This window comes from Parasedimentitalea marina, from assembly GCF_004006175.1.
GTDB classification, from domain to species: domain Bacteria; phylum Pseudomonadota; class Alphaproteobacteria; order Rhodobacterales; family Rhodobacteraceae; genus Parasedimentitalea; species Parasedimentitalea marina.
The window spans coordinates 1,163,107-1,186,519 of sequence record NZ_CP033219.1 but is presented as its reverse complement, the minus strand read 5'-3'; the positions used below and the strand labels follow the sequence as shown (position 1 = coordinate 1,186,519).

Genomic DNA, 23,413 nt, shown 5'->3' with positions numbered 1-23,413 from the left:
ATCATATTGATTTGCATCGCGGGGCGAAATTTCCATATCAATATAACACATCACGCCGACACAAAGGAGAACATAATGTTGATTTCATTACCATCCTTCCTGAGAGTTTCAAAACACCGCAATAACCAGGTGGTTGATCCCCTAACGCCTACTCACGAAACCATGCTGCAGGAGCACGAAAGACGTAAAGGCGAAGAGTTGCATCGTCGCCTTGCGCATGAGAAACGATTTGTCGCTCGCCACAATCATTATGGGTGACAACTGCCCTGCCCTTGTCCACGGCCTGGCCAATCCGGACACACAGATGAGACCAACATCCGTTTTGTGCGGGTGTTGGCAACCAATATATCAAAAAGACTTGGTCCGGCGGATTTTTAGTTTCGATTGTTGGTCGTTAGGCGTTTCAATTGAAAATCCCAGACTAAGAACGATCATTGATGCCGCCACCTTTTGCCATCCCGCAGCCCAACCGCGCCATTTGAGCGCGCCGCCGAGCCCTATAGTTGGGCCCTGTAAACGGTCAGAAACATTGCAACCGCCGTTCAATCACCCACTTCGGGCCATAGGACCGTCTGATTGGGCCCATTGGCCAGCGATGGGGGCGGCGATAGACAACAGGTCGATGGCGCGTCCGGCAATCTGATCGACAATCTCGACGACTTTTTTAGGCTTCAGGTAAAAGGCCGGTACGGGTGGCAGAATGATCGCGCCCAACTCGGTTGCGGCGGTCATATTGCGCAGATGCGCCAGTGTCAGCGGCGCCTCGCGGGTCAGCAGAACCAGCCGTCGCCGCTCTTTCAGCTGAACACCCGCCGCACGGGTTAGCAGATTGTCGTCCAAGCCATGGGCAATGGCCGCCAGTGATCGCATAGAACAGGGCGCAACGATCATGCCAGCAACCGGAACCGACCCCGATGCAATACTGGCGCCAATATCGCTCAAGGGATGGACCCGTGTTGCCAGCGCCTTCAGTGTTTCAAAAGCATCCGACCCGCATTCTTCGGCCAGGGTTCGTTCGGCTGCAGTGCTGGTCACCAGATCGATGTCCACATTCAGCTCTGACAGTTGTTGGGCAACCGACAGCGCCAGCGCCGCCCCCGAGGCCCCGGCCACGCCCAGAACAACACGCACAGCCCTCATGATCCGGCCCCCGCCATCAGACGCGCCACCAAATCGGCAGCAAAAGCCGCGTCCTTTTGGGATGTTTTCATAACTTCGCCCCAGTCTCTGGATGTTTCGCTTTGAATTTTCACCGTGGCATCGATGCCCATCTTCCCGGCCAACCCAGGCTGAGGCGAAGCAAAGTCGAGATAATCCATCGGCGTGTTCTCGATCACCATCACGTCGCGCACCGGGTCCATCCGGGTGGCCAGCGCCCAGGCGATATCCTCCCAGTTTTTCGGATCGATGTCCCTGTCCACCACCACAATCATCTTGGTGTAACTGAACTGCGGCAGCATCCCCCACAGCGCCATCATCACCCGACGCGCCTGCCCCGGATAGCGTTTATTGATGCTGACAACCGCCATCCGGTACGAACAGGCGGCGGGCGGCAACCAAAGGTCGTGAACTTCCGGGATCTGCGCGCGTATTGTTGGCAGTGCCAACCGGTTGAACACCTCGCCAATGATCGCCGGCTCATCCGGCGGACGGCCGGTATATGTCGACAGGTACAATGGATTCTCCCGGTGGGTCATGGCAGTGACCTCCATCACCGGGAACGGCTCTGCCCGATTGTAATAGCCGGTGTGATCGCCAAACGGCCCTTCTGGTGCCGTCTCGCTGGGTGACACCCACCCCTCGATCACGACCTCGGCGTCTGCGGGCACCATCAGGGGAACCGTTTTGGCCTGCACCAGACGGGGACGTGCAGCGTTCAGCGCCCCGGCAAAGCTGACTTCGGACACTGTATCCGGCAAGGGCAACGCGGCAGACAGCAGCGTCGCGGGGTCGGCCCCCAACACGATGGCCACCGGAGTTCTCTCGCCCTGCTGTGCCCAGCTTTGGTGATGCGCAGCCCCGCCACGATGGGGCAACCAGCGCAGGATCAATCGGTTGTGGTCCAGAACCTGCGCCCGGTAGATGCCGGCGTTATAACAGCTGACATCCGCCACTTCGGATCCAAATGGACGGGTCACCACCACTGGCCAGGTGATCAACGGCCCCGCATCGCCGGGCCAATGCGTCTGGACCGGCAGCGCTGCCAGATCAACCTCTGCACCCTCCAGCACTACGGTCTGAACCGGTGCAGAACGAAGGATCTTGGGGCGGGTCGCCAGCGCCGCCTTTAGCATCGGCCAACGCGACAGCGCATCGCGTAATCCATCCGGTGGCGTCGGCGATCTGAGCGCGGCCAGAAAGGCACCGAGATCATCCAAGCGCTCCGGGCTGACCCCTAGGCCGGCAGCCACGCGTTCAGCGGTGCCAAACAGATTGACCACCACGGGCACATCCGACCCTACACCACCCTGCAACACTGGATGATCAAATTGCAGCACCGAACCCTGCGTTTCCAACACGTTACGATGCACGGCCGTCATCTGGTGGATCACCGACACCGGATCAGACACCCGTTGAAACTGGTCCGTCTTGGCGCACCAATCAAGGAAACTGCGAAGGCTGGGGTATGAGGGCAAACTACGAATGGGACTGTTCCGGAATGGCGTCCACAGCCCCTACCACTCAAAATGTTTCACGAAATTGACCCATATCAATTCGTTGAAACATTAAAGCCCCTAAAAGAGGTCAAACAACCGAGACAACAGGAGTCTCACTTGCCCCACGCTCAGGCCACCATTCCGCTGTTTCCGCCCCCTCTTGCGCGCGCCCTTGGCATGATGCCGCTGACACCGCTGTCCTTGACACTGACCGCTTACAGCCGAAAAATCGCCAAGGCCCATCCCGGACTGTTCCGCCGTCTGGGTGCATTCGACCACACCGGGTTCATTCTGGACCCCACCGATCTGCCTTTTGTGATCTGTCTGCAGCCAAACGGCGGCGTTCCGCGTGTCACATTGATGCGGGGCAAAGGCACCGGCACTGCGCGTATCTCAGGACCGCTTGCCGCGCTGATTGGGCTGGTCCATGGCGCTTATGATGGTGACGCACTGTTCTTTTCCCGTGATCTGGTGGTCGAGGGCGACACCAGCGCGGCACTGGCCCTGCGCAATGCGGTTGATGACGCCGAATTGGACCTGTCACAAGAAATCGCCGCAATCACCGGCCCACTGGCGCGCCCGCTCCAGACCTTAATCGCATTTGCTCAGCGGCGCACTGGCGTCTGCCTGACCCGACCAGACGAGGCCGAAGCATGGTAATGGAAATCGTGTGCCCCGCGGGCACTCCGGCCTCATTGCGGGCCGCTGTTAAGGCCGGCGCCCATACCATCTATTGTGGCTTCAACGACGAAACCAATGCGCGCAACTTTCCGGGTCTGAACTTTGACCGCAGCGAAATGCGCGACGGCATCGCCTTTGCCCATGCGCAGGGCTCCAAAGTGTTGATCGCCATCAACACCTTCCCCCGCGCCGGGGACGAGGCCCTCTGGCATCGCGCGGTCGCTGACGCCGAAACCTGCGGTGCAGATGCGGTGATCCTGGCCGATCCAGGCTTGCTCGCCTATGCAGCGCGCCACCATCCGGACCTGCGTCGCCATCTGTCGGTGCAGGCAGCGGCGGCCAATGCTGACATCATCAACTACTACGCGGATGTTTTTGACGTGAAGCGCGTCGTGCTGCCCCGCGTCCTGTCCGTTCCCGAAATCGCAGCGATCAACGCCGAAACCGAGGTCGAGACCGAGGTGTTTGTCTTTGGCGGCCTCTGTGTGATGGCCGAGGGCCGCTGCTCCTTGTCCTCATACGCCACCGGGTTGTCCCCCAACATGAACGGCGTCTGCTCGCCCGCCAGCCACGTGGAATACCTTGAGGACAAGGGCGCACTGGATGCCCGTCTGGGCGGTTTCACCATCCACCGCGTTGGCCCGAGCGAACCCGCCCCCTACCCGACCCTGTGCAAGGGATGTTTTGGTGCTGGGGATAAAACCGGCCACCTGTTTGAGGACCCGGTCAGCCTGAATGCCGAGCAACTGATCCCCCAGCTGCAAAAGGCCGGTGTCACCGCCCTGAAAATCGAAGGTCGCCAGCGGTCACGCTCCTATGTGGCGCAGGTGGTGCGCAACTTCCGCAACGCCGTGGATGCTCTCGATGCGGGTATGCCGATGCCCGAAGGCATGCTGGCGAAACTGTCCGAAGGCCAGGCCATGACAACCGGCGCATATAAAAAGACATGGAGATAACCGGATGGATTTGACAGTCGGACCAAACCAGTTCTTTTGGTCAGCCGATCGCTGGGCCGGGTTTTACGATGATCTGGCTAAATCGCCGGTGGATCGTGTTGTGCTGGGAGAACTGGTCTGCTCCAAACGCCTGCCGTTCTTTCAGGAGCGGGTCCCAGATGCCATTGCAACCCTGATTGACGCGGGCAAGGACGTTGCCCTGACCAGTCTGGCGCTGGTCACTCTCAAACGCGAGCGCAAGCAAACCGCAGCATTGGCCGAGATGGGCGTCAAAATTGAAATCAGCGATCTGACCGCCCTGCCCCATTTGCCCAAGGGTGCCGCGTTTTCCGTGGGTCCACTGGTCAATGTCTACAACGAAGGCACCCTGATTTGGTTGGCCTCAAAGGGGGCGAGCCGCATTTGCCTGCCGCCAGAACTGCCGCTGGCTTCGGTTGCGACCCTTGCAAAGACTGGCGCAGATCTGGGCGTCGCGATAGAGGTCTGGGGCCATGGCCGCCTGCCCCTGGCGATTTCGGGGCGGTGCTATCACGCGCGCCTGCACAAGCGCGGCAAGGACAATTGCCAATTCGCCTGCGAAGATGACCCCGACGGTCTGGATGTCCGCACCCTTGAGGGGCAGCCCTTTTTGACGATGAACGGCGTGCAGACCCTGTCCGATACCTATGCCAGCGCCGCCCACCAGATCGAGGCCTTAACCCGCGCCGGGGTGTCCTCTTTGCGCCTGTCGCCGCAGTCCAAAGGCTTCCCGCAAATCTGCGATCAATACCGGCAGTTGCTGGATGGCAAGAGTAGCGGTGCAGAGGTGGCCAGCGCGATCTGCGATATCGATGGTAATATCCGCCTGTCTGACGGTTTTCTGACCGGAAACCGGGGCGTGGATTGGTCCGGTATGCAGCCCCCCGATACACCTCACCCATGAGGCAAGCGCCGGAACAGACACCGGTGTTTTCCGCCCTTTGGCAGGCGCCGCACCGGCCACTGTTTCTGGCCTCGTTCCTCAGTGCATTCATAACCCTGGCCTGGTGGCCACTGGGGGTGCAAATAGGATTGCCTGCGCCGGGGTTTGAACCCGTCGTTCTGTGGCACGCCCACGAGCTGATTTTCGGCTTTGCCGGGGCCGCCGCCGGGGGCTATTTACTAACTGCTCTGCCCAGCTGGACAGCCAAACCGCTGATGAACGGAGCTCCGCTGAAACTCTTGCTGCTGTTCTGGGGGGTGGGTCGATTGGCAACCGCCATGGCCGACCACACACCCTTCGCGTTGCTGATTGGCCTGAACGCCAGTTACCCTGTGTGGCTTGCCGCGATCCTTTGCCATCAAACCCTATCCAGCGGCGCCTTTCGCAAGGCTGGGTTTGGCTTGGCCGTGTTGTGTTTGGCCAGCGCTGATACCCTGTTCATGACGGCAGCTCTGGCCAATCAGCCTGAAACTGCCCTGACCATCGCCCGTACCGTGATACTGGGGTTTGCCTTAGTCATGGTCATCATTGGCAGCCGTGCCATTCCCGCCTTTACCAACAACTGGCTGGAACGCAGCCAACGCCGCGAACTGAAGACCCAAGACCCCAGATTATCCCGCAGGATCACCCTGGGCGCGCTGACGCTGGCCCTCATCGCCATGGTGACCGGGCAGCTCGTCACCGCCAATGTCGCAATGATCTGCGCCGCCGCCGCTCTTTTGTGGACCATGCGGACGTGGCGAACACCCGTCATCTTGACCAACCCCTTACTGGCCGCGCTGCATCTGAGTTATGCTTGGCTTCCCATCGGCTTGGCCACCCTGGGGGCCCTGTGGTTTGCACCGCGGATCGATCCATTGGCGGACGCCCTGCATATTCTGACCATCGGCGCGATGTCCGGATTGATCATGGCCATCGCCGGGCGCGCTGCCTGTCATCACATCAGCGGCGACATGCGGGCCAATGCAGGTTTCACGCTGGGCGCCCTGTTGATCTGGACCACGACCTGGGTGCGGGTCCTGGCGCCAGTGGTTGCCGAACAAACATCCACCCTCCTGTTGGCCGCCGCCGGTCTTTGGTGTCTTGGCTGGGCGACCTTCATCACCGGATTTCGCCCGGCCCTGAATGGCCCTGTCACCCGACCAATCCTAAGCGGCAAAAGGCACTCACCCCGCGATCCGCTATCCCTTCAGACAGAAAAGAGCATTAGATGAACATTGCATATGTCACATCCCTGAAACGTGGCGAAACCGATCGGCTACTGACTGAAACAGCCAACCAGCTACAGGCGCAGGGCAAATCTCTGACCGGCATTGTCAAAGTTGCAAACTACAAAAGCAGCTTTGACAATGGCTGCGACATGCAGGTCCGCGTTCTGCCCAAAGGCCCTGACATCAAGATCACCCAGAACCTCGGCAAAGGGTCTGATGCCTGTCGACTGGACCCTGCCGCAATTGCCGAGGCGGTGACACGGGTTGACTCCGGATCAATGGGTCGCTCGGACCTGTTTATCCTGAATAAATTCGGCCCTGAAGAGGCCGCAGGACGGGGGTTTTGCACCGTAATAGGGACCGCTCTGGACCAGGGCGTGCCGGTTCTGGTCGGCGTTGGTGGCGCCAGTATCAAAGCGTTTGAAGGCTTTGCAGGTGGTCTTGCAGTGCCTGTTGCAGCCACTGAACAGGCTATTTTGGACTGGGTGCACTCTGCGCTGTCCGACAGCCGGGTCACAGCAACGGATAACATGCGGTACTGACGGCCAGGCATCCTCCCTCCGCAAAAAAGTAAGGGCCACCTTTTCAGGCAGCCCCCACTCTGTTTGATCTGACGGCCCCCTACTCGGTGTTCAGATACTCTGTCAAAACCGCCTCCGAGGAATGGCCCCCTGTCAGACTTGCCTGCCCCATATCCGGCAGCTGATGCGCAATGCCCTTGTGGCAGTTGATGCAGGTCTTTTCGCCGGTGAACAGGAACCGCTCATGCGCCTCGGCGGCCCGGGTGCTTTGCCGGGTGATGTCCATCGATTCTTCCGAATGGCAGTTGCGACATTCCAACGAGTTGTTGGCCTCGAGCCGGGTCCATTCGTTTTGGGCCAGCGTCAGGCGGTGCGCCAGGAATTTCTCACGGGTGTTAATGGTGCCAAACAGCTTGCCCCAGACCTCTTTCGAGGCCTGCATTTTGCGGGCAACCTTGCTGGTCCACTCATGCGGCACGTGACAGTCCGGGCATGTTGCCCGCACCCCTGACCGGTTGGAGTAGTGGATCGTCGGCTTCAGCTCTTCATACACATTGTCGCGCATTTCATGACAGCTGGTACAAAAGGCTTCGGTGTTGGTCAGCTCCATCGCGGTGTTGAACCCACCCCAGAAAATGATCCCCATGACAAACCCACCCATGGTGAGAAACCCAAGGCTGTAATGGACGCTTGGTCGGCGAATGGCGGACCAAATCCGCTTGGCAAATCCCAGCATCAGTGGTCACCCGCCTTAGTACCGGCCACATATTCAAGAACCTGATCCACATCGACAAAGGTGTTTTCGACCAGATCCGGTGCATCAGATTGGGGCACATGACACTGGGTACAGAAGTACCGGCGCGGTGTGACCGAAGCGAGGAACTGGTTCTCGCGGTTCATGAAGTGCGTGATCGACACCATGGGGGCCTGACTGACACCCACGGCCGCACGGCTGTGGCAGGTCAGACATTTGTTGACGTTGATGTCGATCTGATAACCATCGATCTTATGCGGGATCAGTGGCGGCTGTTCGGGATAGTTGCGGACCTGGCGCAGATCCGTATTCAACCGCTTTGCAATCTGCGGCAGCTCTCCCTGCTCATCCAGCGGCGCCCCTGCACGCAAGGTCGCGACATGTTCCTGCGCAAATGCCCCCCCTGACAGGGCAAAGACCAAAGCGGCGGCTATAGCATGTATCTTGATCATGGCTCACGCTCCCATTGGTACGATTTTAACCGCACATTTCTTATAGTCGGTTTGCTTGGAAATCGGATCGGTGGCGTCCAGCGTCACCTTGTTGATCAGCTTGGCGGCATCAAACCACGGCACAAAAACCAGACCTTTTGGCGGTTTGTTTCGGCCCCGCGTTTCAACCCGCAGATTGATTTCCCCGCGACGTGAAATAACGCGAACCGCACTGCCCCGGCGCATGCCCTGTGCCTTGGCATCATCAGGATGCATGTAACATAGCGCATCTGGAACAGCCGAGTGCAGTTCAGGCACCCGCTGTGTCATCGACCCCGAGTGCCAGTGTTCTAGCACCCGACCCGTCGACAGCCAGAACGGATATTCCTCATCCGGGCTTTCCGGTGGCGCTTCATAGGGCAGTGCAAAGATCACGGCCTTGCCATCTGGCTTGCCATAGAACTCATAATCGGCACCGGGTGTCACATAGGGGTCTGACCCTTCCTTGAACCGCCAGCGGGTTTCCTGACCGTCAACTACTGGCCAGCGTAACCCACGTTCCTCGTGATAGCGTTCAAACGGTGCCAGATCGTGGCCATGCCCCCGTCCAAAGGCGGCGTATTCTTCGAACAGGCCCTTCTGGATGTAGAAGCCAAAGTGATTGGCCTCCTGGTTTTTGTACTCGTCCGAGGTCTGCTCCAGCGGGAAGGCGTCGACATTGCCGTTAGCATAAAGCACGTCGTACATGGTCTTGCCTTTGTATTCCGGATTTGCATCCAGAAGCTCGGCGTCCCAGACCTCTTCGATTTTGAACCGCTTCGAGAACTCGACCAGTTGCCACAGATCAGATTTTGACTCGCCCGGAGCATCGACCAATTGGTGCCAAAACTGGGTGCGCCGCTCGGCATTGCCGTAAGCGCCCTCCTTCTCCACCCACATCGCAGTGGGCAGGATCAGGTCCGCCGCTTCTGCCGTGACGGTTGGATAGGCATCAGAGACAACGATAAAGTTGTCAGGGTTGCGATAGCCTGGAAGGGTCTCTTCCATCATATTGGGCGCAGCCTGCATGTTGTTGTTCACCTGCACCCAGTAGCAGTTGATCTTACCATCCTTCAGGTGACGGTTTTGCAAAACAGCATGGGCGCCGGGCTTGGGCGGGATAGTGCCGTCTGGCAGCTTCCATATTTTTTCAGCTGTCGCACGGTGCGCAGGGTTGGCGACAACCAGATCCGCTGGCAAGCGATGCGAGAATGTGCCCACTTCGCGCGCAGTGCCACAGGCCGAAGGCTGACCGGTCAGCGAGAACGGCGAGTTGCCCGGGGTCGAAATCTTACCGGTCAGCAGGTGCACGTTATACAGCATGTTGTTGACCCAGACACCGCGGGTGTGCTGGTTCACGCCCATGGTCCACAGAGACATGATCTTGACGTCAGGGTCGGCATACATTTTTGCCATTTCCAACAAACGGCTTTCTGGAACACCGGACATTTCCGATGCATATTCCAGTGTATAAGGTTTCACGAATTCCGCGAATTCCTCAAATGTGATGTCACTTGCACCACCGGCCTTATCGTTGTTCTCGGCTGCCTGTTCCAGCGGATGCTCGGGGCGCAGCCCATAACCAATGTCCTGATTGCCGCGTTTAAAGTTGACATGCTTGGACACAAAATCCTGATTCACCGCACCGTTTTCGATGATGTAATTCGCGATAAAGTTCAGCATCACCAGATCGGTCTGCGGCGTGAAGATCATCGGAATATCGGCCAGATCAAAGCTGCGATGCTTGAAGGTCGAAAGAACGCCAACCTTGACATGCGGGTTCGAGAATTTGCGGTCTGCAATCCGGGTCCACAGGATCGGGTGCATCTCTGCCATGTTCGACCCCCACAGGAAAAAGGCGTCGGCATTTTCAAAATCGTCGTAGCAGCCCATGGGTTCGTCGATACCAAAGGTCCGCATGAAACCAGCCACCGCCGAAGCCATGCAGTGGCGGGCATTGGGGTCGATGTTGTTAGACCGGAAACCTGCCTTCATCAGTTTTGATGCCGCATAGCCCTCCCAGACGGTCCACTGACCAGACCCGAACATGCCGATGCCGGTCGGGCCTTTTTCCTTCAGCGTGACCTTCCACTTTTCGGCCATTATATCAAAGGCTTCATCCCAGGAGATCGGTGTGAAATCACCCTCTTTATCATAGACGCCATCCGTTTTGCGCAGCAAGGGCTGGGTCAAACGGTCTTTGCCGTACATGATTTTCGACAGGAAATAGCCTTTGACACAGTTCAGGCCCCGGTTCACTTCGGCCTCGGCGTCGCCATGGGTTGCCACCACCCGGCCGGCCTTGGTGGCCACCATGATCGAACATCCGGTGCCGCAGAACCGGCAGGCTGCCTTGGACCATTTCAGGTCGGTAATGCTTGAATCCGTCACCAGGTTCTGCGCTTCAGCAGACAGCGGCAATCCTGCCGCAGCGGCCGCCGCAGCAACGGCCTGCGCCTTAATGACATCCCGTCTTGTCAGTTTGGTCATATTTATTCTCCAATTAGTCTGCCGCGGGTCATTACCCGATCCGGCATATCAATCTGTTTGGTGATAAACGAGCGACGCGCTAACGACCCCATCCAAGAGCTGCAGTTGGGTCAGTGCCTCAACTATAGCGCTCTGATTTTCAGTCTCCAGCGTGACGATAATTTTGCCGCTTGGATCGCTCAACGGTACCTCTGCCATTTCGATTTTCGCGACTTCCGCCAGAATCTGTTCGAATTTCTGCGGATCTGCCCGCAGTAACAAGCTTGAGATATGTACAACTTCAGTCACCCAAAGGCTCCATGATGGATATGGCTGAGAATGTGCAGGCCGCCACGCAAGCCCCACATCCATTGCATAAATTTCGATTTACAGAGACTTTTCCGACCGGGCGTTGAGATAGATCAAAAACCAGGGCTTCGACTTCACAAATATCGGTGCAAAGGCGGCAACTTATGCCGATATTCATCACACAATTGTCTGCTATGTCTGCCCGGATAGCCCAGGGCTGGCTGGCAATGTCAAAGACAGGTTCTTTGCAGGCCTGAACGCAGGCTTCGCAAAAGGTGCATTCGCCGCTCTCAAATGACACAATCGGCGTGTTGGCCGGGCCGCTAAAGAGAATGGCTTCGGGACAGGCGGCGATACAGTCGCCACATCCGGTACATGCATTCTGGATAGATGTTTGAGTGGTCCAGGGTGGGCGCAGTGGCGCGCCATGCCGACCAGAGAAAAGCGCGCGTCTGGATACAGTTTGTGATCCGGACTTGCCCATGTGTATCAGCCCGTGGGTGGGCCAAAGACCAGCTGAAGCATCCAGACACTAAAGCCAAACCCTCCAACAATAACACCCGCCAGAATGGGCGCTAAGAAGACTGCAAGAACCAAAAAGGCCCAACGTTCATCGGATTTTGGTACTGCCCTTACACCGGCTTCGACGGTATTGGTCACCATCACCACCTCCTAATCATAAATTTAATGGTCTTATTCGTTGAGCGTTATGCTCAACTTGCAGTGTATTCCAATTGAATTCCACGGGATAGTGCCAATCCGGCCCTGCGCCAAAATGCGCGCATTATTATGCAGTCATTCGCCATGGATGCCCGTCGGCCTGCGCCATTCAGGCCCAGTTCAGGCGCCAGTCTGGCGTGATTGCTGCGCCTGTGTCAGCCAGGTCATCAGGGCTTTGACACTGGGGTCGACAGCCACCGCCAGCCCGTCGGCAAACTCTTGAAACGCATCGACATTCAGGGCGTTGACACCGGTGATCACTGGAACACCCAACGCGATGGCCTCACCGATAACCGGGCGCATACCACGCCCGTCGGCCTCGTGTTTGCCAAATTTATTGACCAGCAGAACTTCTGGTAAAGGTGTGCCCTGCAGGGAATTGGTAACCTGTGCCACCGCCTGCTCCAGCGCCGCTGGATCAAGGCGGCATCCGCGCGCCTTGGGGCCCAGCGACTGCGAGATCCGGATCGTCTCACCCATGGGCAGAACCCGTACATCCATATCGCACAGCGCATCGTCATGGCATTCGGTATTTGTTTGAACAATGCCAGCCAAAACGGTGCCCTGCGCCTGCAACCGGTCCGCCAGTTCGCTCAGCAGCCGGTCCGTTGCGCCGCGGTCCCGGGTCATCACATAGGCAAGCTGCATCACGTCTCTTTCTTTTAATAACAGTTCGGCGATCGTAGGCCTCATCGGGTCGTAATACCATAGGCAGCCAGCAACGGGTTCGGCGCAAACCCTACCAAGGTAGCGGGACATAGCCAATGACCGGCTCGTGCAGCAAGATCAGCGTCAGAAACACACCTGCAGCCAAGAGCAGCGGCACCACAGACAGCGGCATCCGCATCAGGTTCAGCCGCGCAGTGCCCTGCGCCAGCCGTTGCCACTCACCCGGGCCCAAGCTCCGCTGTTTGCGACGGTCGATCATGGACATTCCCATCATGGCAAAGCTCGCGAACAGACCAAACAGGATCACATGCGCCAGATCACCATTGGCCAGCAGATGCGCCGCCGCCCAAAGGGCCATCGCTGCCAGCAGCGGGTGACGGGTGACGGCCAGCATGCCGGGCCTGGTTGGATCAAACGGTTTCGCCCCCATCCCGCCAAAGCTCAGCGGGTTCTGCCCCATTATACCGCCCACCGCGATCAGACAGGCCAGCGGCATCACCACCAGTGGCGCCCATCGAAAAATCTCAAGCTGCGGCAGAATGCCAATATACGGAGCCCGCGAGGCCGCCACGATCAGCCAGCCCAGCACCAGCAGAGACAGTACAGAATAGGCAAGGACATAGCCGTTTTGCCCCAACCGGGCGATCAGCCAGGGCCGCATCGGCGGGCGCACCGGGAACATGTGGCTCAGCAGGAATACAATCAGCGCTGCAATGAACTCTAACCAGTCGGCCATTTCGATTCCCGGCAATGATGATGATTTGCGGGGACCTGTAAGCCAAGTCCAGAGCGACGTCCACCACATCAAGGTCAGTCTGGCCCGGCAATGCCGGGCCAGACCCAAGTTTAATTACAGGCCCAGCACCCGGCGCCGCTCTTCAGCAAAGCCCTGCACCATGCGGTCGGCAATCAGCGCCAGGATCGCCATCGCAGCCCCCGCCGAAATACCCAGACCCACATCCGCCTGCCCCAGCGCCAGATAGATCAGCTGGCCCAGACCGGTGGTGCCGATCAACGCCGCAATCACCAACATGGCAAAGGCGTAAAGGATGGTCTGGTTCAACCCCAGCAGGATGGTTGGCGCCGCATAGGGTGCCCGCACATCGCGCAGGATCTGCCAGGTGGTCGCACCCGAGGCAATGGCCGCCTCGATCATCTCGTCCGGGGTTTCCGTCAGCCCATGACGACTGTAGCGGATCATCGGCACAATCGCATAGGCAATGATCGCCAGAAACGCCGAGAACTCACCGATTTGGAACACCATCAGAACCGGAATCAGGAACACGAACAGCGGAATGGTCTGCAACATGTCACAGATTGGCCGGGTGATCTTCCAGGCCAGTGGTGACACTGCGCACAGCAACCCGATACCACCACCGGCAAGGGCACAGGCAAACACCGCAGCGCCGCTGAGGTACAGGGACAACATGGCGCGGTCCCACAGACCTGACAGCAGAATGGTCAACAACAGCCCAACCGACAGGATCGCCAACCCGCGCCCTGATGACACCCAGCCCAAAGCCGCAGCCCCAACCAGCACAAAGGGCCAGGGCAGATTGGTAATTCCGGTTTCCAGCATACCAACGAAGATCAGTATCATGATGCCCCAGGTCACCTGCCCGCGCAGCGCCAGCACCAGCCCAGCCACAGCCCCGGCTGCAAACAGTCCCAGGCTCATCTGGGTTGTCCACTGAAAGCCCCAGGTGAATGGCAGCACAGCCTGATCCAGGCCAATACGCAGCGGCAGCAACCCATAGAACAACGCGTTGTTTTTGACCGCAGCCAGCCATTGCCAATTGGAGGAGGTAAAGGCGGTAAGCCCAGCATCCACTGCATCAACCGCCCCATCAAGCATTGCAAAGCTCGACGGATCCGGCAGGCTGGACCACAGTGCCGCACTGGCGACAATACCAGCGCCCAGAATAGCCCAGGCCATGCGCGGATCGTAACGACGGCGGCTATCTTGCGCCAAGGTGCCGCTCATCCGGTCGATGATCACAGCAAATACCACAATCACCAAACCTGCCAGCAGGGCTGGACCAAACTGTGCCTTGCGCATAGTCAGCAGAACTTCCCAGCCGATGTCGTCAAATCCACCGATCACCGCCGCGATAATCACCATCGACAGGGCCGCCATCAGGCATTGATTGACCCCAACCAGGATCTGCGTCGCCGCCGAGGGGATCTCGACCTGAAACAGTTGCTGCAACCTGGTGCCCCCAGCCATGATCGCAGCTTCCTTGATCTCCGGTTCGACCCGCTCCAGCCCCAGCAACACGTTGCGGGCCATCGGTGGCGCGGCATAGATCGCACTGGCAATCAGCCCCACCACGGGACCAAAGCCAAACAGCACCAGCAGCGGGGTCAGATAGGCAAAGGTCGGCACCGTCTGCATGATATCCAGCATCGCCTGCACCGGCTTGCGAAATCGCGGATATTCATTCGCCAGAACCCCAATACCACCGCCAATGATCAGCGCCAGCGGCACAGATACAGCCACCAGTGACAGGGTATTCATGCTCTCGTGCCAATAGCCCGAGGCCAGCACAAAGCTCAAGCCGACAACGGCCATCAGCGCCATCGGCGCACCGCCCAACATCCAGCCGATGGCTGTCACCACCGCAATCACCAGGATCCAGGGCGTGCTGCCCAACACCAGATTGGTGGCCTCCATCGGATAATACATCAGCGCCGAGAAGGCCCGTGCAGTGGGTTTGATCAGCTGCAACAGCCATTCCATTATGGCACCCACCCATTCCGTCGCGGGCAACACCAGCGATTCGGGGAAGATCACCAGCCAGGGCAGCGTGGTTTCCAGCAGCAGGCAAAAGGCGCCCACGGCCAAGGCCACAAGTGCTGCCAGGCTTCCCTTGGACAGACCGGCCATCATCCGGCTTCCACGTGCAAGGCAGCCGCCAGATCCGCCGGGTTCACAACCCCCAGCAGCTCTCCGTCTTTGTCGCGCACAGGCACCGGTTCGTACAGGTCCATGCAGCGCGCCAATGCGGCATCCAGCGTCATGTCGACCCGTAATCCGGGATCATCAGCACCGTAAACCAGCCCCTCGCCGGTCTGCATAACCGAGGTCAGTTTGGCATGCTGCCCTTTGGCCACGTCTTTTGAAAACTCGCGGACGTAATCATCGACCGGGTTCAGGATGATATCCGAGGGCGTGCCGATCTGCACAATCTTACCATCGCGCATGATGGCGATGCGATCGGCCAGCTTCAGCGCCTCATTGATGTCATGGGTGATAAAGACAATGGTTGTTTTCAGCTCAGCCTGGATTTGCAGGAACTCGTCCTGCAGCTGGCGGCGGATCAGCGGGTCCAGCGCCGAGAAGGGTTCATCGAGGAACCAGACCGAACAGTCAGCCACCAAGGAACGGGCAATGCCGACGCGCTGACGCTGACCACCGGACAATTCACGTGGGTAGTGTTTCTCACGCCCGCCCAGACCGACCAGATCGATCACTTTCTGGGCCTTCTCCAGCCGCGCCTTGCGTTTCATCCCCTGCACCCGCAGCGGATAGGCCACATTGTCAGCCACGCTCATATGCGGGAACAGACCAAAATGCTGGAACACCATGCCCAGCTTATTGCGCCGCAGCTCGATCAGCCGCGCCGGGGTGGCCTCGACAATGTTCTCACCGTCAATGCGGATCTCGCCGTGGGTCGCATGCAACAGATGCGAGATACAGCGGATCAGGGTGGATTTGCCCGAACCGGACAGACCCATGATGACAAAGAGCTCGCCCTCGGCCACTTCAAAATTGGCGTCCTGAACCGCGGGGATCAGCCCTTTTTCACGCAGCGCGGCTGCGGCGGTTTCGGAATCAAAATGAGCCGACAGCGCCCCGGATAGGGCGCTGTCAGCGTCGGGACCAAACACCTGCCAGACATTCTGGCAGGAGATGGCGGCCTGTGGCTTATCGCTCACGATCGTCAGCTTATTTGATGGCTGCGTCGACAACCGGGCGCCATTTGCCCTCGTTCTCGGCCATCCAGGCTGCAACCACTTCTTCAACTTTGCCACCGTCCACATCAACGGCACCCATCATCGGCTGCTGATCTTCGACAGCCAGAGTGTAGTTCATCAGGATTTCACTGGCGGCAGGCCATGTATCTGCCAGACCGGACCAACCGGCCTTGAAGATACGCGACGCTGCGAAGTCACAGTCGTTGATCGCATTGGGATTTGGGCCCCAGGCCGGATCGGTGAAACAAGCGTCTTCACCAGCGGGCAGATCCACGAACTTCACGTCATAGGCCGACATCGCCCAGTGTGGCTGCCAGAAGGTCACCAGCAGCGGTGTTTTACGCTCGGTCGAGGCACGCAGCTCCACGATCAGGGCTGCTTCGGAACCTGCGGGCACAGCTTTGAACGGCAGGTCCAGACCTGTCATGCGGTCGGCGCCGGGTGTGCCCCAGTCAGCAGGGTAATCCACCAGACGGCCAGCCGGCAGCGTTTCAGCCGAGGCAAACAACGGTGCGCAGGCTTTCAGGGCTTCCCATGCGGGCAAGCCCGGGCAAAGCTCGGCCACGTGGGCCGGATAGGCGATGCCTTCGCGGGCGTTCAGCTCCAGGTCGCCCAGTTCAACCACTGTGCCTTCGGACACTTTGTTGGCGTAGTCATCGGACACATTCGAGGACCAGATTTCCAATGTCGCGTGGATGTCACCATCGGCAATCGCCTGAAACTGGTTCATCATACCGGCCGACACAAATTCAACTTTGTAACCAGCCGCCTTGAGCATCTCGCCAGCGATATGGGTGGTGACGTGCTGACCAGTCCATTCGTTCACGGCCAGACGGATGGGTTTGTCCACATCGCCCATGTCCGCAGCATTGGCCATACCAGCCGTAACCGCGAATGAAACAGCACCCAGTGCTGCGGCATATCCTTTAATTGTCATAAATTTACTCCCTGTTTGGTGTTAAACGCCCTTTTTTAAATAAGGGCTGCGTCAGTGTTGGAACCGTCCGCTCTATGTCGCTACATTTGGCTTTGGACTATCGGCTCTTTCTCTTTGCTTGGTCAAACCTAGCCTCCAAGTAGTAGATTGACCGATACTCATCCAATATTTGAACTTATAGCGACACTTTGTCGAGCTTCTGCGGCTAGAAGTGACATTTTTTGTTTGGTCATTCAACTTTTAATGTGACAATTCAACTTTTTTACAGACTTTCAAACAAACCGCAGCCCAGCATTCCTGGCCGCGCCGTCCAGCACGCAGACCGCAACAAAGCAAAAGTGGGGATAAGGGTCAGCCAGTATTTCAGGCTAGCTAAAGCCATCGCTGTGTTTGAATTTCAGGACTGTGTCATCCCCGTTTCCGGGCTATCATCCAGACGGGATCATAGGTCAGCGGCAAGCCACCACTGCGACCAAACTGCGACCGGTAGTTGTCTTCAAAGGCCCGCAACCTCCCCCGACTCCAGTGCTGGTCGGCCTGCGCATTCACACCCGTCTGGCGCAGGTGTCGCAACAGATCCATGGCACTGTCAAACAGCATGTCCGTTGCGGCTTGCGAGACATGCACCAGTTCAACATCCCTTGGCAGCAGATCCGGCCAATCGGCACTATCGACGTAGCTTGGCGCAGCCGCGGACGATCCCAAACTGCGCAACTGATGAAACTGCCCGGTGCCAAACCCGGAAACTGCCAGCCAGCCTCCAGGGCTTAGCCGGGATGACAAACGCGCCATCAAGGCCGGTATGTCGCTAATCCATTGCACCGTCGAGGTCGAGGCAATCAGATCCAGCTCTTTTGGCAAAGGCACGGTTTCAATGGGGCCAAAGGTAAAATGGGTGTGGTCTGATCGGTCCTTGGTCAGAGCCCCCAACCCCGGGGCCGCCTCGGCAACCAAATCATTCAGGGTCAGATGCTGGATCTTCAGGCGCTGCAACAGGGGTCGCGTCAGGTGCCCGGTGCCACAGCCAAACTCCAGCACGTTTTCAAAGCGGTCAGGCGCCCGGTGGTCGTGCAGCAGCTGCACCAGACGGGCGGCAATATCGGCCTGCGCACTGGCGTGTTGGTGATAACTGGCCAGCCCCCGACGAAAGCTTTGGCGCACCCGGTTCTGGTTCAGATTGGAGGGCATATTGTCTCTCATGACAGGATCTCCGGCCAGTTGGCAAACGTTGCAAATGGCGCGTGCGGGGCAGCGATCTGACGTGTGACATCCGCTGGCCAGGCCCGTATCTGATTGGCCGCAGGAAAGATCTTGTCTGCGGTACTGATCCACACCCGGTCAAAGGGCATCGCTGGTGCATCGCCACGCGCCTCGATGGCACTCAATTCATCCCGCCGGGCGGACACGTCGATCTCGCCCCGTGGTCGACGCGCGTTAAAGACACGAGCCAGAAACAGCTGATAGGCATCCGCACTCAGGGTTTGCCGGGTCTTGTCCATCGCCAATGGCGGCACGCCCATAGTGCGGTTCACCGGCGTCAGCGTACCGTTAATAGCCACCTTGCAATCAAAGGGATCGCTGCGCCCCTGTTGCCAGTGAGCATAAGACACAACACCAAAGGACCAGGCGACAAGGCTGATGCGATCATAGCCGGACAGGTCTGGCAGTTCCGCCGCCAGATCCCGATAGTCATCCGCAATAAGAATGTCATAGTCGCCAGTCAGGTGGTCAAAGACATCCGTTGCAACAGCCCAACCACTGAAGACAACGATGAGCTCTTTGTTCTGCCCGGCATCGCCGGGCCGCGCCTGACCTTCCCCCTGGGAAGGCGCTTTGCACCTCCCCAAGGTCAAGCGCGCCCCATTATGTAGCCAGCGAAACTCCATTACAGCTCTCTTGCCAATCGCAGCATGCCGTCGGTGATCTGGGTCAGCTGGTCCGGAGTGGTGATAAAGGGCGGCATGGTGTAGACGTTATTGCCAAAGGGGCGCAGGAACACGCCCATCTCGCGGGCCAGCCCATGGGCCTGATCAGCCGAGACCCGGTGCGTCATCTCGATCACTCCAATTGCCCCCAATACCCGCACATCTGCCACATTCGGCAAAGCGCGCGCCGGTTCCAGTTGGCTGCGCATCTGGGCGGCAATGGCAGCAACGGTTGCGTACGTGTCCTGCTCGGTCAGCAGCTCCAGCGAAGCCAGCGCCGCAACGCAGGCCAGCGGGTTCGCCATATAGGTAGGCCCATGCATGAAGATGCCGGGATTGCCGCCGCCGATACCTGTCGCCACGCGATCATTGGTCATGGTGCAGGCAAACGAGATATGGCCAGCGGTCAGCCCCTTACCCAAACAGATAATATCAGGCTCGACCGAGCAGAAGTCGGTGGCGAACATCTTGCCGGTGCGACCAAAACCGGTGGCGATCTCGTCAAAGATCAACAGGATTCCCAGTTCATCACATAAGGCACGCGCCTGGTTCAGGTATTCCGGGTGGTAGAAATACATGCCCCCGGTGCCCTGAACCACCGGTTCCAGAATGAAGCCGGCGATCTGTTCTGTGTTGGCCTCAAGCAGCGCGCGCAGATCGCCCAGGCCATTGCGGGCCGGATCGTCGATCCATTCTTCAGTGAGGCGAATGGGCGGTCGGGACACGAAATGCTGCACGCTCAGCGCGCCCTGAAACAGGTGGTGCATGCCGGTATCCGGGTCACAGACGCTCATCGCCTTCCAGGTGTCGCCATGATAGCCCGAGCGCACAGTGGCAAATTGAGACCGCCCCTCAAACCCCATAGCATGTTGATATTGCACCGCCATTTTCATCGCCACTTCGACAGAGACCGAGCCGGAGTCGCAATAAAAGATGCGTGTCAGACTGTCTGGCGTGATCTCCAGCAGCTTGCGGCCCAGATTGATCGCCGGGTCATGGGTCAGCCCGCCGAACATCACATGTGGCAACCGGTCCAGTTGGTCATGCATTGCCTGGGTAACCCGTGGGTTACGGTGTCCGTGCATCATGCACCACCAGGACGACATCGCATCGATCACCTGGCAGCCATCGTCCAGCGTCAGGTGAACACCTTGCGATTCCTTTACCACAAAGGTCGGCCCCGGTTGCGTGACGTTTGTATAGGGATGCCAGAGGTGCTGCTGGTCGAACTCCAGCTGGGTCAGATCATCTGCGCTCATGGCTGCAACGCCTTTTTGATTGTGTCGATGTCGATATGGGCGGTGAAGGCCTGGATCAATTCTTCAGACCGGCCGTCAGGCTGGTCCGCGCCTACCCCAAGGTCAGGCGCTCCCGTAGTTTGATCCAGTCCATCAATAATGGGCAGTCGACCCAAATGTGTGACCTTGCCGAACTGACAAATGGTTTCCTCAACCTCTGTCTCAGCCTCGCCAATAAACACCACCCCAACCACATCGCAGCCTGCCCCGCGCAGGGCCTGCAGGGACAACAGCGTATGATTGATTGTCCCCAACTGCGTGCGCGCGCAAAGAATCACTGGCGCGCCCCAGCGGGCAAACAGATCCAGAAACAACGCCTCGCGGTTAAGGGGCACCATCACGCCACCAGCGCCTTCGGCCACCAGCACCCCATCCACCTGCGGCAGGGTCAGCGTATCGAGGTCGATGGTCACGCCCTCGGCCTCGGCTGACAGATGTGGCGAGGCCGGCAGTTGCAGCAGATAGCCCTCGGGCAAGGCTGGGCGACCAGACAGGCGGGTGACAATCTGACTGTCGGTTTCATCTTCCTGGCCCGATTGTACCGGTTTCCAGTAGGTTGCGTTCAGTGCTGCGGTCAGGCCTGCCGAGACCACGGTTTTACCGATTTCAGTGTCTGTTCCTGTGACGACAATGGCGCTCATGCCGCGGCCTCCAGTTCCTTGGCAAGGTCAGCAAACAGCGCCGAAATCACCTGCTTTGATGTGTTCAATGTGACCGAGATCCGCAGCCGCGCGGTGCCGCGGGGCACGGTGGGTGGGCGGATGCCGCGAATGTCATAGCCGCGCGTTTGCAGCGCACTGGCCACAGCCATGGTGCCTTTGTCATCGCCGATGAGGATCGGCAGAATCTGACTGCTGAACCCCGTTATACCACAGTGTTTTTCCGCCTCGGCCTGCGCGTGATGGATCAACGCCCAAGCCTGCTGTTGCTGACTGGGGTTTTCACCCAGTTCGTGCAGCGCAGCGCGCACCAGTGCAGCGTTCAGCGGCGATGGTGCGGTGGCAAAGATAAAGGCGCGGGCCTTGTTGATCAGGGTCTCGATCAAGGCTGAGGCCCCGCAAATCAGCGCGCCAGAGACACCCAGCGCCTTGCCACATGTATGCAGCGACAACACATTTGGCTGATGCGCGACACCGTGGCCTAGCCCCCGGCCCAGATCCCCAAACACACCGGTCGAATGCGCCTCGTCCAGCACCAATACTGCCTGTTCGCGGCTGGCCAGTTCGGCCAGGGCCGCCACCGGGGCGCAATCGCCATCCATGGAATAGACTGCCTCGACCGCGATCCAGACCTGGCCAGTGCCGCCATCAGCGCGCCAGGCGGTGATTGCGGCCTGCACGGCACTGACATCGTTATGGGCAAAGCTTTGGCTTTGCGCGCGGCCAAGGCGCATCCCGTCATGGGTACTGGCGTGGATCAGAGCGTCGTATAACACCATATCGCCATGCTGCGGCAGCGCGGAAAAGATCGCCAGATTGCCGGTAAAACCGCCATTGATGAACAAAGCGGACTGAGTGCCAAAGAACGCGGCGGCCTCGGCCTCTAGCACTTCATGCTCATCATCATTGCCCCGCAGCAGGCGCGAGCCACCTGCCCCGACCGGCACACCGCGCGCCAAGGCCGCTTGGGCAGCGTCGCGCAGCAGGTCTGACCCGGCCAGACCGAGGTAGTCGTTTGAAGCAAAATCAAACCCGGCGCGGGGCATCAAACTGCGATAGCGGCCCCGCGACTTGAGCATCTCCAGCGCCTGCTCGTGGCGCGGGAACGGGCCCGTGCTCATTTTGAGCCGTCACAACCCACTGCCATGGCCGTGATACCAAGACGGGCGAACAGGGCGTTGTCCTTGTCCTCTTCGGGGTTATCAGCGGTCAGCAGCGTGTCGCCGACAAAGATCGAGTTGGCACCGGCAAAGAAACACATCGCCTGCATCTCGTCGCTCATATCGGTGCGACCTGCCGAGAGACGCACGTGGGTCTTGGGCATCAGGATACGGGCCAGCGCCACGGTGCGGACGAATTCGATTGGGTCCAGCTTTTTCACATCAGCCAGCGGTGTATCCGGCATCGGGATCAACATGTTGACCGGCACCGAGTCGGGGTGTTCCTCGAGCGTGGCAAGCGCCAGCATCATGTCGATGCGGTCCATCTGCTGTTCGCCCATGCCAACAATCCCGCCGGCACAGACCTTGATCCCTGCCTCGCGCACCCGGTTCAGGGTGTCGATACGGTCGGCAAAAGTGCGGGTAGTGATGATCTCGGAATAATACCGTTCAGAGGTGTCGATGTTGTGGTTGTAGTAATCCAGACCGGAATCACGCAGGCGGAACACCTGCTCTTCGTCCAGCATGCCCAGGGTCATGCAGGTTTCCATGCCCAGATCTTTGACCCCCTGCACCATCGCCTCCAGAGCGGCCATGTCGCGATCCTTGGGCGAGCGCCAGGCCGCGCCCATGCAATAGCGCGTCGCGCCGCCCTCTTTGGCCTTGCGGGCCTCGGCAATCACCCGCTCGACCTCGATCAATTTGCTGGCGGACAATTGCGCCCCGTTGCGCGCCGACTGCGAGCAATAGGCGCAATCTTCGGCACAGCCGCCGGTCTTGATGCTCAGCAACTTGGATTTCTGTACCTGATTGGGATCGTAATGCTGCCGGTGCACGGTCTGTGCTTCAAACAGAAGATCCATAAACGGCTGATTATAGATCGCTTCCGCTTGCTCACGCGTCCAGTCGTTACGGATAGGGCTTGCGTCCAACATGTGATCTCCCACAGGAAATTATAGATAATATTTTCGCCAGACCATCCCGGCGCGTCTGATTAATAGATAATTATTGCAGGGGGTTTCAAGCCCCACTTGCCCGCCTGCCACAATTGGCCGCAATTGCGGCTACGGTGGCACAA

The 23,413-nt window shown here is 58.8% G+C and carries 25 protein-coding genes; 6 read left to right on the top strand and 19 right to left on the bottom strand.

From position 1 onward, the window contains the following. Positions 1-75: 75 nt before the first annotated feature. Positions 76-258 carry a hypothetical protein gene (locus EBB79_RS05780; RefSeq protein WP_127748015.1) on the top strand — a complete coding sequence of 61 codons (183 nt, stop codon included), beginning with the start codon at positions 76-78 and terminating at the stop codon, positions 256-258. Positions 259-546: 288 nt separating this feature from the next. Here EBB79_RS05780 and EBB79_RS05775 read toward each other — a convergent pair whose 3' ends face one another. Together EBB79_RS05775 and EBB79_RS05770 are read right to left on the bottom strand one after the other, a co-directional pair. Continuing rightward, positions 547-1,131, bottom strand: coding sequence for a UbiX family flavin prenyltransferase (locus tag EBB79_RS05775; protein ID WP_127750897.1), 585 nt, complete (start codon positions 1,129-1,131; stop codon positions 547-549). 5 nt (positions 1,132-1,136) lie between these two features. After that, on the bottom strand, positions 1,137-2,645 hold the full coding sequence (locus tag EBB79_RS05770; RefSeq protein WP_127748014.1) for a UbiD family decarboxylase: 1,509 nt from the start codon (positions 2,643-2,645) through the stop codon (positions 1,137-1,139). Positions 2,646-2,774: 129 nt separating this feature from the next. Here EBB79_RS05770 and ubiT point away from each other — a divergent pair, with 129 nt between their 5' ends. The 5 genes from ubiT to EBB79_RS05745 are packed head-to-tail and all read left to right on the top strand — an operon-like array spanning position 2,775 to position 7,008. Continuing rightward, positions 2,775-3,317: a ubiquinone anaerobic biosynthesis accessory factor UbiT gene (gene ubiT / locus EBB79_RS05765; RefSeq protein ID WP_238705007.1), complete on the top strand. Its 543-nt coding sequence runs from the start codon at positions 2,775-2,777 to the stop codon at positions 3,315-3,317. Further along, entirely contained in the window at positions 3,317-4,294 is a 978-nt protein-coding gene (ubiU, locus tag EBB79_RS05760) for a ubiquinone anaerobic biosynthesis protein UbiU (RefSeq protein WP_127750895.1), read from the top strand. Before ubiT ends, ubiU begins: the two co-directional genes overlap by 1 nt. A 4-nt stretch (positions 4,295-4,298) precedes the next feature. Further along, on the top strand, positions 4,299-5,216 hold the full coding sequence (gene ubiV / locus EBB79_RS05755; RefSeq protein WP_127748013.1) for a ubiquinone anaerobic biosynthesis protein UbiV: 918 nt from the start codon (positions 4,299-4,301) through the stop codon (positions 5,214-5,216). 23 nt (positions 5,217-5,239) lie between these two features. After that, the gene (locus EBB79_RS05750; RefSeq protein WP_164860748.1) at positions 5,240-6,469 is read left to right on the top strand and encodes an NnrS family protein; all 1,230 of its coding nucleotides are present in this window, start codon (positions 5,240-5,242) and stop codon (positions 6,467-6,469) included. Further along, positions 6,466-7,008, top strand: a complete 543-nt coding sequence (locus tag EBB79_RS05745) for a DUF2478 domain-containing protein (protein ID WP_127748011.1) — start codon at positions 6,466-6,468, stop codon at positions 7,006-7,008. Before EBB79_RS05750 ends, EBB79_RS05745 begins: the two co-directional genes overlap by 4 nt. A gap of 79 nt (positions 7,009-7,087) precedes the next feature. Here EBB79_RS05745 and EBB79_RS05740 read toward each other — a convergent pair whose 3' ends face one another. The 17 genes from EBB79_RS05740 to bioB form a co-directional block, all read right to left on the bottom strand. Then, positions 7,088-7,723, bottom strand: a complete 636-nt coding sequence (locus tag EBB79_RS05740; protein ID WP_127748010.1) for a cytochrome c3 family protein — start codon at positions 7,721-7,723, stop codon at positions 7,088-7,090. Beyond that, positions 7,723-8,193, bottom strand: coding sequence for a nitrate reductase cytochrome c-type subunit (locus EBB79_RS05735; protein WP_127748009.1), 471 nt, complete (start codon positions 8,191-8,193; stop codon positions 7,723-7,725). Before EBB79_RS05735 ends, EBB79_RS05740 begins: the two co-directional genes overlap by 1 nt. 3 nt (positions 8,194-8,196) lie before the next feature. After that, positions 8,197-10,701 carry a nitrate reductase catalytic subunit NapA gene (gene napA, locus EBB79_RS05730; RefSeq protein ID WP_127748008.1) on the bottom strand — a complete coding sequence of 835 codons (2,505 nt, stop codon included), beginning with the start codon at positions 10,699-10,701 and terminating at the stop codon, positions 8,197-8,199. A 48-nt stretch (positions 10,702-10,749) separates the two neighbouring features. Next, positions 10,750-10,989 carry a chaperone NapD gene (locus tag EBB79_RS05725; RefSeq protein ID WP_127748007.1) on the bottom strand — a complete coding sequence of 80 codons (240 nt, stop codon included), beginning with the start codon at positions 10,987-10,989 and terminating at the stop codon, positions 10,750-10,752. Next, on the bottom strand, positions 10,982-11,473 hold the full coding sequence (gene napF / locus EBB79_RS25560; RefSeq protein WP_127748006.1) for a ferredoxin-type protein NapF: 492 nt from the start codon (positions 11,471-11,473) through the stop codon (positions 10,982-10,984). The genes EBB79_RS05725 and napF overlap by 8 nt, the downstream gene beginning before the upstream one ends. Positions 11,474-11,478: 5 nt before the next feature. Continuing rightward, positions 11,479-11,652 carry a periplasmic nitrate reductase, NapE protein gene (locus EBB79_RS05715; RefSeq protein ID WP_127748005.1) on the bottom strand — a complete coding sequence of 58 codons (174 nt, stop codon included), beginning with the start codon at positions 11,650-11,652 and terminating at the stop codon, positions 11,479-11,481. A gap of 177 nt (positions 11,653-11,829) precedes the next feature. Continuing rightward, entirely contained in the window at positions 11,830-12,357 is a 528-nt protein-coding gene (locus EBB79_RS05710) for a DUF2478 domain-containing protein (RefSeq protein WP_127748004.1), read from the bottom strand. Between the two features lie 91 nt (positions 12,358-12,448). Beyond that, positions 12,449-13,114: an NnrU family protein gene (locus EBB79_RS05705; RefSeq protein ID WP_127748003.1), complete on the bottom strand. Its 666-nt coding sequence runs from the start codon at positions 13,112-13,114 to the stop codon at positions 12,449-12,451. Between the two features lie 114 nt (positions 13,115-13,228). Continuing rightward, positions 13,229-15,268, bottom strand: coding sequence for an ABC transporter permease (locus EBB79_RS05700; protein WP_127748002.1), 2,040 nt, complete (start codon positions 15,266-15,268; stop codon positions 13,229-13,231). Further along, positions 15,265-16,317 (bottom strand): quaternary amine ABC transporter ATP-binding protein, encoded by a 1,053-nt coding sequence (locus tag EBB79_RS05695; protein ID WP_238705006.1) that lies wholly within the window; start codon positions 16,315-16,317, stop codon positions 15,265-15,267. The genes EBB79_RS05700 and EBB79_RS05695 overlap by 4 nt, the downstream gene beginning before the upstream one ends. Before the next feature lie 10 nt (positions 16,318-16,327). Beyond that, entirely contained in the window at positions 16,328-17,293 is a 966-nt protein-coding gene (locus EBB79_RS05690) for an ABC transporter substrate-binding protein (protein WP_177627780.1), read from the bottom strand. 408 nt (positions 17,294-17,701) lie between these two features. Then, positions 17,702-18,493 (bottom strand): malonyl-ACP O-methyltransferase BioC, encoded by a 792-nt coding sequence (bioC, locus tag EBB79_RS05685; protein WP_127748000.1) that lies wholly within the window; start codon positions 18,491-18,493, stop codon positions 17,702-17,704. Next, entirely contained in the window at positions 18,490-19,179 is a 690-nt protein-coding gene (locus EBB79_RS05680) for a pimeloyl-ACP methyl esterase BioG family protein (protein ID WP_127747999.1), read from the bottom strand. Before EBB79_RS05680 ends, bioC begins: the two co-directional genes overlap by 4 nt. After that, on the bottom strand, positions 19,179-20,477 hold the full coding sequence (bioA, locus tag EBB79_RS05675; RefSeq protein WP_127747998.1) for an adenosylmethionine--8-amino-7-oxononanoate transaminase: 1,299 nt from the start codon (positions 20,475-20,477) through the stop codon (positions 19,179-19,181). Before bioA ends, EBB79_RS05680 begins: the two co-directional genes overlap by 1 nt. Next, the gene (bioD, locus tag EBB79_RS05670; protein WP_127747997.1) at positions 20,474-21,157 is read right to left on the bottom strand and encodes a dethiobiotin synthase; all 684 of its coding nucleotides are present in this window, start codon (positions 21,155-21,157) and stop codon (positions 20,474-20,476) included. Before bioD ends, bioA begins: the two co-directional genes overlap by 4 nt. After that, positions 21,154-22,296 carry an 8-amino-7-oxononanoate synthase gene (locus EBB79_RS05665; RefSeq protein ID WP_238705005.1) on the bottom strand — a complete coding sequence of 381 codons (1,143 nt, stop codon included), beginning with the start codon at positions 22,294-22,296 and terminating at the stop codon, positions 21,154-21,156. The genes bioD and EBB79_RS05665 overlap by 4 nt, the downstream gene beginning before the upstream one ends. Next, a complete protein-coding gene (gene bioB, locus EBB79_RS05660) occupies positions 22,293-23,270 on the bottom strand; it encodes a biotin synthase BioB (protein ID WP_127747996.1) in 978 nt (325 codons plus the stop codon). Before bioB ends, EBB79_RS05665 begins: the two co-directional genes overlap by 4 nt. Between the last annotated feature and the right edge of the window lie 143 nt (positions 23,271-23,413).